The sequence below is a fragment of the Streptomyces palmae genome (genome assembly GCF_004684805.1).
GTDB lineage: Bacteria > Actinomycetota > Actinomycetes > Streptomycetales > Streptomycetaceae > Streptomyces > Streptomyces palmae.
Genome location: NZ_SRID01000269.1, coordinates 1 through 9,775 on the forward strand (window position 1 = coordinate 1; position 9,775 = coordinate 9,775).

At 70.1% G+C, this 9,775-nt stretch carries 10 protein-coding genes and 2 pseudogenes; 5 read left to right on the forward strand and 7 right to left on the reverse strand.

Translation table 11 applies throughout. The annotated features are described in order from the left end of the window. On the forward strand, positions 1-1,161 hold a 1,161-nt coding region (locus E4099_RS23305; protein WP_135341074.1), incomplete at its 5' end, for an outer membrane protein assembly factor BamB family protein. A gap of 166 nt (positions 1,162-1,327) precedes the next feature. Here E4099_RS23305 and E4099_RS23310 read toward each other — a convergent pair. After that, positions 1,328-1,885, reverse strand: a pseudogene (locus E4099_RS23310) (SCO6745 family protein); the annotation flags it as partial. Between E4099_RS23310 and E4099_RS23315 the strand changes: the two are divergent. Continuing rightward, positions 1,870-2,460 (forward strand): TetR/AcrR family transcriptional regulator, encoded by a 591-nt coding sequence (locus E4099_RS23315; RefSeq protein WP_135341075.1) that lies wholly within the window; start codon positions 1,870-1,872, stop codon positions 2,458-2,460. The pseudogene E4099_RS23310 and the gene E4099_RS23315 overlap by 16 nt on opposite strands. Positions 2,461-2,834: 374 nt before the next feature. On the opposite strand, the gene E4099_RS23320 is transcribed toward E4099_RS23315, so the two are convergent. After that, complete coding sequence (locus tag E4099_RS23320) at positions 2,835-3,485, reverse strand: TetR/AcrR family transcriptional regulator (protein ID WP_135341076.1); 651 nt, start codon at positions 3,483-3,485, stop codon at positions 2,835-2,837. A 98-nt stretch (positions 3,486-3,583) separates the two neighbouring features. On the opposite strand from E4099_RS23320, the gene E4099_RS23325 reads away from it, so the two are divergent. Next, positions 3,584-3,958: a DoxX family protein gene (locus tag E4099_RS23325; protein WP_135341077.1), complete on the forward strand. Its 375-nt coding sequence runs from the start codon at positions 3,584-3,586 to the stop codon at positions 3,956-3,958. A 568-nt stretch (positions 3,959-4,526) separates the two neighbouring features. Here E4099_RS23325 and E4099_RS35240 read toward each other — a convergent pair. Next, a pseudogene (locus tag E4099_RS35240) lies at positions 4,527-4,669 on the reverse strand (IS256 family transposase); the annotation flags it as partial. Between the two features lie 104 nt (positions 4,670-4,773). Here E4099_RS35240 and E4099_RS23335 point away from each other — a divergent pair. Beyond that, positions 4,774-6,030 (forward strand): SLC13 family permease, encoded by a 1,257-nt coding sequence (locus E4099_RS23335; protein WP_135341083.1) that lies wholly within the window; start codon positions 4,774-4,776, stop codon positions 6,028-6,030. 3 nt (positions 6,031-6,033) lie between these two features. Further along, entirely contained in the window at positions 6,034-6,531 is a 498-nt protein-coding gene (locus tag E4099_RS23340; protein WP_135341078.1) for a universal stress protein, read from the forward strand. A 76-nt stretch (positions 6,532-6,607) separates the two neighbouring features. Here E4099_RS23340 and E4099_RS35245 read toward each other — a convergent pair whose 3' ends face one another. From E4099_RS35245 to E4099_RS23360, 4 genes are all read right to left on the reverse strand, one after another. Then, positions 6,608-7,336 carry an MMPL family transporter gene (locus E4099_RS35245; protein WP_135341079.1) on the reverse strand — a complete coding sequence of 243 codons (729 nt, stop codon included), beginning with the start codon at positions 7,334-7,336 and terminating at the stop codon, positions 6,608-6,610. Further along, complete coding sequence (locus tag E4099_RS23350) at positions 7,252-8,223, reverse strand: alpha/beta hydrolase (protein WP_135341080.1); 972 nt, start codon at positions 8,221-8,223, stop codon at positions 7,252-7,254. Before E4099_RS23350 ends, E4099_RS35245 begins: the two co-directional genes overlap by 85 nt. A gap of 82 nt (positions 8,224-8,305) precedes the next feature. Further along, entirely contained in the window at positions 8,306-8,659 is a 354-nt protein-coding gene (locus tag E4099_RS23355; protein ID WP_135341081.1) for a hypothetical protein, read from the reverse strand. Positions 8,660-8,683: 24 nt separating this feature from the next. Next, positions 8,684-9,232, reverse strand: a complete 549-nt coding sequence (locus E4099_RS23360) for a TetR/AcrR family transcriptional regulator (RefSeq protein WP_135341082.1) — start codon at positions 9,230-9,232, stop codon at positions 8,684-8,686. Positions 9,233-9,775: the final 543 nt, after the last annotated feature.

Here is a 9,775-nt window from a genome sequence, read left to right on the forward strand (position 1 = left end):
CCCAGGCCCTCCGCCGCCACGTCCTCCCCGTCGAAAACCCTCCCCCCGGGATTCCTCTGGGAATTCACTCCCGGTGCAGCCGATCTGTCCTATCCGACGGTTTCCGACGGTGTGGTCTACGTCTGCAGCGACCGAACCGTCTATGCGGTGGACGCGAAGACCGGCAAACAGGTCTGGAAGTCGACCGTCGGCACCGGATTGTCTTCACCGACGGTCTTCGGCAGCACCGCCTACGCCAGCGACTGGGAGGGCGGGGTCGTGCATGCGGTCGACACGGGAACCGGAAGGAAGATCTGGGATTTCACCATCATCGGCCAATTGAGTTCGTCGCCGGTGGTGGCCGGCGACGTGGTCTACCTGGGCAGCAAGGACGGTGTCCTGTACGCGGTGGACGCGAGGACGGGAAAGCAGATCTGGAGATTCTTCACCGGTGGCGGAGGGGCGCACCCCACGCTGGTCGGAGATGTCGTCTGCGCCGGCGGCGACAACGGGGTCCTGCACGCGGTGAACGTGCGGACCGGAAAACAGAGCTGGACGGTACACACGGCTGACGTACTTGCGTCGGTGCCGCTCACCGCGGTGTCCGACGGCATCGTGTACGCCAAGAGCACGGGCGCGGACCAGGTGCACGCGGTGAACGCGAAATCCGGTAGGGAGATCTGGACATCGGATGTCGTCGGATACTTCTCCGATACCGCTTCCGCACTGATGGCGTCCGGCCGCCTTCTGTATGCCGGCAACGGCAACCATTCACTGTTCGCACTGGAGAGGAAGTCCGGGAAGAAAGCCTGGGAGTTCACCGTCGAAACCGATGCCGGAATGACGCCCGCGGCGATCGCCGACGGTGTCGTCTACGTCACCACTCATGATTTCGATGGATCGCAGAACGGAAACCTGTACTCGCTGGACGCGAAAACCGGCATGCGGATCTGGAAGTTCTCACCGAAAGGTCAGATCAGCTCGCCACTGATCGTCGGCAAGGTCCTCTGCGTCTGCGCCTGGGACGGAACACTGCATGCCGTGGACGCGCGGACGGGCAAGACGGTCCAGAAATTCACCATCGGCGAAGGCGCATGGGGCCCGGTCGCGGCCGACGGAGTCGTCTACGTCGCCAACAAAAAGAAGCTGTACGCGGTCCAGCCGGCCGTTCCCCAAGGCTGAGCATGCACAGCTCATGCTCGGCCTTCAGGGACGGTAACCGCGGTCCAGGCCGCCGTCGGGCGGCCGGCCGGTGAGGCGTCCGCCGGTGACGACGCATGCGGTCCGCCTCGGCCCTGATGACGATGTCGCCGAGGTCACCGCTGCCCAGGTCCGCCGGGTGGTGACGTCACACCTTGCCGATTCCCAGCGTGTTCGTTCCCGGCAGCATTCCCGACCCGATGACCGCGAGCCAGTAGTCCCCCAGCAGGTCGCTGAGCAGGTCGCTGAGCCGGTCCGTGTCGGCCAGGCCCAGTGCCTGCCAGGGCGCTGCCGCCAGCTCGTCCGTATGACGCTCGACCTCGGCGCGCAGCGCGCGCCCCGCGTCGGTCGCTGTGCCGTCCGGCTCCAGCAGGCCGCGCCCGACCAGCCGTTCGCGCGCTGCGGACCACTCCTTCTTGCTCCAGCCCCGGCTCTCGAACGTCTCCTCGGGCGCTGCCCCGATTGCCGCGAACGACACCAGTGACTCCACCGGGTCGAGTCCCGCGATCAGCAGCGCTGCGAGATGGCCGTCCCCGCGGTGCTCGCGCAGGATCGTCGCGGCCTGCCAGAGCATCAGGTGCGGGGCGTCCGGCCAGGGCTGCGCCGCATTGGCGGCGGCGAGTGGTCGGCCCGCGTGCCCGGCGGCCTCGGCGGCACGGCGGGCCAGGGCGGCGGCCTCGGCCAGCTCGGGTGTCTCGATACGGTCACGCCACCAAGAGCAGCTCGTACCATCACGGCGATCTGCGCCGCGCCGTCCTGACCGCAGCCCTCGAGGTGATCGCCGCTGAGGGGCCTGGCGCCCTGAGCCTGCGCGATCTCGCCCGTCGCGCGGGCGTCTCGCACGCGGCGCCCGCCCACCACTTCAAGGACCGCACGGGGCTGCTCACCGCGATCGCCGCGGAGGGCTATGAGCTACTGGCGGACGCCCTCGCCGGCGCGGCCGATCTGCGCGAACGCGGAGTGCGCTATGTCCGGTTCGGGGTCGATCATCCCGCGCACTTCCAGGTCATGTTCCACCCGGACCTGCTGCGTGGTGATGACGCTGCCCTGCTCGCCGCCCGTGCCCGGGCCGGTGCCGAGCTGCAAGCCGGGATCGGTGCGGTACCGGAACGCCGACGTGGCGAGGATGCCCGGCTCGCGGGGATCGCCGCCTGGTCGCTCGCTCATGGGTTCGCCACTCTGCTGCTGAGCGAGAACCTGCGGGAGCCGGTGGCCGGCCGGGATCCCGAAGATGTGTTCCGGGAGCTGGCCGAGCTGCTGTTCTCCGGCAGCCGGGAATAGAAGGCGTGTCACTTCCCCGTGACAGGGGATTTCGGTGGCGGTGAGACGTGCACGGTCGACTTGCTGGGGCGCTCTGGGGTCCGAGCCGCTCTTCGATCCGGAGGTGCGGCCCGGGGGTCCGCAGGATGAGGAACGCCTGCGGCTGCTCGGTGCCCTGCCGGCCAACGCGGCGGGCGGCAGAACCGCTGCCCGGACGGGCCGGCGCGGGCACAGCGCCGGCGCGGGCCGGGGGCGGGCCGGGAGGCGGCGCGGCTGACACCGGGGCCGAGGACCGGATGGCGGGCGGCTCCGGCCGGACGCCGACACCCCCGGGCGGCGAACCTGGGACTGGCGGGCAGCACGGCACCGCCCGGCAGGGGCGTATCGGACTTTGATCAGCGACGCGGCCGTGCGGCGAGCATCGCGTCATGAAGTTCCTCGGGGCCGGGAACGGGCGGCAGCGGCGACGTGGGCCCTTCGGGGCTGCAGGAGTCGAGCAGCAGGGAGACCAGGCGCTGCCAGGCGCCGGGGGCGGCGTGGCGGGTGGAGGACAGTACGCCGGTGTTGGCCATCAGGAACAGGATGACGTCGCTGCTGGTGATCTCGGGGCGCAGGCGGTTTTGGCGCTGTGCGCGGTGGATCAGGGCGTCGAGTGCTTCTATGGCGCGGGAACGTGGCTCTTCCATGGCCGGAGAGTCGGGGAAGCAGGCGGTGAAGGCCTCGGTGACGGCGCGGTCGGCGGCCTGCATGGCGCAGATGCGCTCGACGAAGCCCTTGAAGCCTTCCCAGGGGTCGGGGATGTGCATTGCCTCCTCGGCGAGGCGGGCCAGTTCGGTCATGCGGTCGGCCAGCACCGCCTCGATCAGGGCTTCCCGTTCGGGGAAACGCCGGTAGAGCGTGGCGATGTTGACTTCGGCCTGTCGCGCGACGTCCTCCAGGGGCGCACTCAGCCCGCGCTCGGCGAACACGGTGCGGGCAGCCGCCATGATGCGTTGCCGGTTGTCCTCGGCGTCCCTGCGCAGCCTTCGGCTCTGCTCGAATCCCATGGCCCGGATCCTACAAGTGAAGTGACCCCTGCGGTTCTGATACCTTGAGCGCCACAACAACCGCAGGGTTCCCTTCACTTATGGAATGAGTGTGTGCCGTGCCCGTCGTCCTGTGGGTCGCTCAAGCCCTCCTCGCCGTACTGTTCACTGCCGCCGGCGGGATGAAGCTGGTCATGTCCCCGGACGCCATGGTTCCCCTCATGCCGTGGGTCGTGGACTTCCGTCCCGAGACGATCAAAGTGATCGGAGCGCTGGAGGTACTTGGTGCGGTGGGGCTGATCCTTCCCCGCGCCACGAACATCGCCCCGGTGCTCACCCCGGTCGCCGCGGCCGGCCTTGCCTGCGTCATGGCCGGCGGCGCGGTCGTGCATGCCACCCGAGGTGAATATCCCCACATCATCGGTAACGTCATCGTATTCGCGGTGGCCCTGTTGACCGCCTGGGGAGCACTTCGCTCCCTCTCCTGCCGCTGATCCCTCCCTCGCGCCGTCCCAGGACGCCGGATGGTTTCGCGTCCGCCGTCGCCGCCGTCGCCGTTGCCGCCGTCGCCGTCGTCGACGGCGACGGCGAGCCGCGGGCACAGCGATCGCGGGTCGCGGTTCCGCTCACGGACATTCGTTCGGGCGCTCGACGGCCACGAGATGACCGGTCGCACGCCGGTCCGGGCGGGCCGAGTCCGTCGGCCGCCTTGGCCACGCGGTGCTGCCGACAGCGGGCGTCGGGCGGCGGTCACGCCGGCAGGGCTCGCCTACCCCTGGCAGACCTCGGTCCAGGCCGTTACCACCACCGGCCTGCTGGACCGCCTCGACCGGGGTCCGGCCGCCCTCTGCGCACTCGCCGATGACGCTGACCGCCGGGGAATGGGGCATGGCTGACTCGCCCCTGGCCATCCAAACCGCATGCCGCCAACAGCGGCGGAACGCCTCAAGGGACAGGGCGCGGGGCGAGAACCCGCCGTCCTGGTATGCACCGGCTGGGCTGCTCGGGTGACCCGGAGCGCCCGAGCCGGACCTGCGCACTGTGGAGGCTTCGATGCGGTGTCCGCAGTGTCCGTCGTGCCGTCATGCCGGTGTTCGCGCCCGGGGCCTTGACCAGGTCGTCAACGCTGCGGGGGACTCTCGGTCGACGTATGCCTCGACGATGACGGCGTAGAGAGCCTGGCCGATGCGGCGCCGGCGTTCCAGGCGAATGTCTCCGCTGCTGTTGCAGCGTGGGAAGAACGCTGGCCCGCCCGGCACCGGGAGAATCACCAGCGACGCTGCGATCTCCTCTCAGAAAGGCACCAGCCCTGAACGCCCTGCTCGCAGAGACACTCTCCGCCGCCCTCCTGGTGGCAGTCCTTGCCTGCGCGGTGATCCGCCCCTGGGGCTGGCCGGAGGCTGTCGTGGCAGTCCCCGCCGCCGGGGTGGTCATCGCCACCGGCGCGATCTCCCTGCACCACGCGGCGGCCGAGGCCGCCCGGCTGGGACCAGTCATCGCCTTCCTCGCCGCGGTCCTGGTCCTGGCCCAGCTGTGCGACGACGAGGGCCTGTTCCACGCCTGCGGCGCGTGGATGGCCCGCAAGGCTGCCGGCAGCTCGCGCCGGCTGCTGGTCCAGGTGTTCGCGGTGGCCTCGCTGATCACGGCGGTACTGAGCCTGGACGCCACAGTGGTCCTGCTGACCCCGGTGGTGTTCGCCACCGCCGCCCGGCTCGGCGCCCGCGCCAAACCGCATGTGTATGCCTGCACCCATCTGTCGAACACCGCCTCGCTGCTGCTGCCGGTCTCCAACCTCACCAACCTGCTGGCGTTCGCCGCCAGCGGTCTGAGCTTCACCCGCTTCGCCGCCCTGATGGTGCTGCCCTGGCTGGCGGCCATCGGCGCCGAGTACGTGGTGATCCGCCGCTTCTTCGCCACCGACCTGGACGCCGGGGCTCAGGCACCACCCACCCCCGAGCCGCGCGAGGTGCCGGTGTTCGCCCTGGCCACGGTGGCCTGCACCCTGGTCGGCTTCGTGGTGACCTCCGTGTTCGGGATCAACCCGGCGTGGGCGGCAACGGCAGGCGCAGCCGTGCTGGCCGGACGGGCCCTTGCCCAGCGCCGCTCCACCCCCACCGCGATCGTGCGCGCAGCGGCGCTGCCGTTCTGCGCGTTCGTCCTGGCCCTGGGCATCGTGGTCCGTGCGGTCGTCGACAACGGCCTGGCCGACGCGCTCGGGCACATCGTGCCCGACAGCACCGGCCTGCCCGCGCTGCTGGGTATCGCCGCCCTGGCCGCCGTACTGGCCAACGTCATCAACAACCTGCCTGCCGTCCTGGTGCTGCTGCCGCTGACCGCCCCCACCGGGCCCGGCGCCGTCCTGGCGGTGCTGCTCGGTGTGAACATCGGCCCGAACCTCACCTACGCAGGCTCCCTGGCCACCCTGCTGTGGCGGCGCATCGTGCGCGAACACGACACCGACGTAGACCTGGGCGAGTTCACCCGCCTGGGGGCTCTCGCCGTGCCCACCGCCTTGCTGCTCGCAGTGGTGGCATTGTGGGTCTCGCTCCACGTGATCGGAGGCTGAACCGTGACCGTCATCGCCTGGATCGTCGAAGGCACCTGGGCGGCGTGCGTCGACGCCGCCCGGACTCACGCACCCGAGGACACCGACATCGTGCTGCTGCACGTCACGGGATCTGACGTACCCGGCGCCGCCCACGGCGCCTACGCCGGACTGCTGGGACGCGCGCGCCCCGAGCGCGACCCTGGCACCGAGGTGGAAAACCTCGCCGCCGCGGCCGGCGAACACCTCCTGGGCGCCGCGGCGGAGCGGCTGGGACGCCCGTGCACTCGCATCGAGCGTCGCGGCCGCATCGAACGGGAGGTCGTGGCCGCCGTTGAAGGTGCCGATCTACTCATCCTCGCCCGCGACGGCGACCGCACCCACCTGGGGCCACGCAGCCTCGGCCCCGCCAGCCGCTTCATCGTCGACCACGCCCCCTGCCCCATCCTGCTCATCTGGCCGGAGGAGACACCCAGCACGGAGACCATCCCGCCACCGCCCCACCACCCGCACCATCGGTAGCCGGCCATCGGGCGCGGCGTCTCGGCTCGCACACGGCTGAGCACCCTGGCCTCACGGGGAGGCCGCCGAGCACCGCCTACCACGCAGCGACGGGCGATGGCAGTGACGCCTTGGGGCCGTGGCCATCGTGGCGGTCTGGCCCAAGAGGGCGGGACCGGCCGTCACCGCGCCCGTCACCGTGCCCACGTTCCTCGTGCTCGCCGGACATACGGCTTCGTGTCTCCGGGTACGTCCGGGCGTGCCGGGTGGAGCTTGGGGAGTGCCTCACGGTGGCAGAGGTGGGCGCGTGTCGCGTGCTGTGTCCCGATTCCTCGGAGGGGCGGCGAGCTGATCCGCGCTTCGGCGCGGTGAGCCGGGACGCGGCGAAGGTGGCCCGCGGGGGAGCGCTCATCCGCCGGCTGTCAGTGCTGAGCCACCTGGTGCTGGCCTGCCCCTTGCGGCCGGTACCGAGGATGTGGTGCCGCCGGCTCGCTGGCGTGGAGCGGCCATCCAAGCCTCTGCCTGGCAGAGCCGCGAGGGCCGATACCGGGACGACCGACACGATGAAGGGGGACAGCAGGACGCCGAAGGCGGTGACGGTTCCGGTCTCCTGCGTGCGCGGAGCCGGGCTGGCTGCGAGGAGGGGGAAGGAACCGGCGAGCCCCAGGCCGGCCGCCACCGCAGCCGGTGCCGTGCGGCACACCGTCTCGGCCACGCCGGCACGGGCGGAGACACCACGCTCTATCTCCTGGTGGATGCGGTCGCTGACCAGGGTGTTGTCGTCGGTGCCCGGCGCGCCCGGGGGCCCCATTGGTGGGCCACCCATGTGCTGAGGAGTTCCAGGACCTGGGTGTTCACCGGCTGCCTGATGGCGCGCCGGTAGCCTTTGGGGCCCAGCGATCGCGGGTCCGGCCGGAAGAGGTGGTTGAGGTCGGCCACGATGTGGCCTTGGAAGGGGCCGTGCACCAGGCGGGCGATGGTGTCGACATCCTCGGGTGGGACCTGGAGATCGCCGCCACCTGTGATCGCGAGGACCGGAACCGCGATCCGGGCGAGCGCAGGCGCCGGGTCGTAGGCGACGAAGTCACGGGTCCACCGCGCGTTGACGCGCTGTCCCTGAAGGCGCATCTCGGCGTCACCGGAGGTTGTGATCCTCTCCAGATTCCTGCGCTGGAGGCGGTGGACGTTCGTTCGCAACACCCGCAGGGCGAGTTTGACCGGCAGGGGCAACCTGGTGGCCAGTTGCTCGGCCTGCCAGGCAAGGATGTCGCCGCCGGGCCGCGCGGCGGCGGAGAGCAGGACCACTCCGGCCACGTGGGGGTCAGCGGCGAGTTGTGCCGCGTACCAGGCGCCCTCGCTGTGTCCGACGATCAGGAGGGGAAGGCCGGCGGTCCGGTCTGCCAGCCAGGTGAGGGCGGCTTGTGCATCAGCCAGCCCATCATCCATCCCGGCTCGCAGGAAGTCTCCGCCGCTGTCCCCGACGCCGCGCTTGTCGTAGCGCAGTGTCGACACTCGCGCCTTTCCCAGGGCCTCCGCGACAGCACGGGTGACTCCCGTCCTGAGCATCGGTCCACCGGGCAGCCGTACGTCCGAATCGCGGTTCACCCGGCCGGATCCGGGGATCAACAGGGCGGCGACGGGGTTGGCTGCCTCGGTGAACGTCCCGGCCAGTGAACAGCCGTTGCTGTCGATGCCTACCGTCTCGTCGGTCACGAGTTTCCTTCTCCTTTCCTCTCTGTCACCGCCCGCCGCGTCACCGCGGAGAGCGGCGGGCTCGACGTGTGCGAAGGCGGGGTCAGTCGGGCAGGGCGTCTTCGACCAGTGCCACCGTCGCCCGGGGATCGAGGACCTGGATCACGAGTCGGGCGTATCGCTCGTCGGCCAGTTGGATGACCACTGCCTTGGCCGGGTCGCGGACGTCCCAGAAGACCCGTTCGCCATCGACGTGAAAGGTGCCGGCGGTGACGATGCCCGGGACATGGGTGCCAGGGGATCGGAGCCCCTTGGGCTCCTTGGCGATCCCGGGGTCGGCTGTGGCGCCGCGCACGTGTGCCAGTGGAATGGTCAGGCGGCTCTTGAGCGCCCAGAGTTTGTCCAGTCCCTCGATCTCCACGATCAGGTTGCCGTTGTCGATGCTGACGTGTGCCATGAGTGCTTCCTTGCTGTGGGAGTGTCAGGGTCGGCCGAGGTGCTGTGCCAGGGCGGCGCCGACCTGGGCGATGTCGGTGTCGGTTGTGCCGGACCTGGCCCGTGTGCGAAGCCCGATGAGGAGTGCGGTCGTCGCCGCGGGAACAGTGGTGGCCTCACCGTTGTCGGCCACGCGACCCGCGTCGCCGAATGCCCTGTCCAACGTGGCGAACGCCTCGCCGACCAGTCGTGCCACCTCGGCGTCCACCGGTGCCCGTTCGACCGCTGCCAGCAGGACCAGGTCCAGTGCTGTTCCGGTGACCGCGTCGGCTGCGATCTCCCGCGTTTCCGCCACGTGGCCGCCCGCTTGGGCGAGGCGCTCGGCCACAGCGGCGACCTCGTGGTCCAGTGACCACTTCAGTGCGGCCAGGTAGAGCCCGCGTTTGCTGCCGAACGTCTTGTACAGGCTGTTGCGGTGCACCCCGAGGTGTGACACCAGGTCGTCGACGGATGTGCCGTCGTAGGTCCGGGTGGCGAAGAGCTTCGCCGCCGACCGGACCACGTCAGCCTCATTGAACCCTCTCGGTCGTCCCATGAAAGGACCGTACACAGTTTAGGAATGAGCAGTCAAGAACGATCGTTCCTTAACTCTGTTCCGCGGGCTCAGTCAAGGGCAATGGTTCGGCGCATGCCGAAGTGACCGCCCCAGGCTTCTCTCATGAAGATCCTTGAGCCCCTCGTGCGCAGTCCCAGTTGATGCCCACGCTCCTCTTCGCCCAGTCGGCCGTGCGGCTGTAATCCAGCGCCGCACGAAGGGCCAGTGGGTCGGCGGGCGGGGCGTCGACGGGCATCCCGTCCTGGGGGTGCTGAGGTAGTCGTCGTTTCAGTGACGCCGAGAGGGTCTGCTTTCACCTGCTGGTCCTGACGGGGCTTCGTCTCCGAGTTCCTCCGCGGGGAGTCGCTGTCAGCGGTTGACTCGGTGATCTCGAGAAAGCCTGACGGGGCGTCAGTAAGTCGGCGTCGGGGCAGCGTCAGTTCGACCAGAGGTTGTTGCGGAAGGCCGGACACTGTGGTGATCAGACCGTGCGAGGCGGGCGTCATACGGGCTGGGGCCAGGGTTCGCGGGGGAGTGCTGGGG

Excerpts from the sequence above, each read along its gene's own strand:
- E4099_RS23360 (WP_135341082.1), bottom strand. The coding sequence starts at position 9,232 with ATGGGACGACCGAGAGGGTTCAATGAGGCTGACGTGGTCCGGTCGGCG.
- E4099_RS23320 (WP_135341076.1), bottom strand. The coding sequence starts at position 3,485 with ATGGGATTCGAGCAGAGCCGAAGGCTGCGCAGGGACGCCGAGGACAAC.
- E4099_RS35245 (WP_135341079.1), bottom strand. The coding sequence starts at position 7,336 with ATGGGTGGCCCACCAATGGGGCCCCCGGGCGCGCCGGGCACCGACGAC.
- E4099_RS23355 (WP_135341081.1), bottom strand. The coding sequence starts at position 8,659 with ATGGCACACGTCAGCATCGACAACGGCAACCTGATCGTGGAGATCGAG.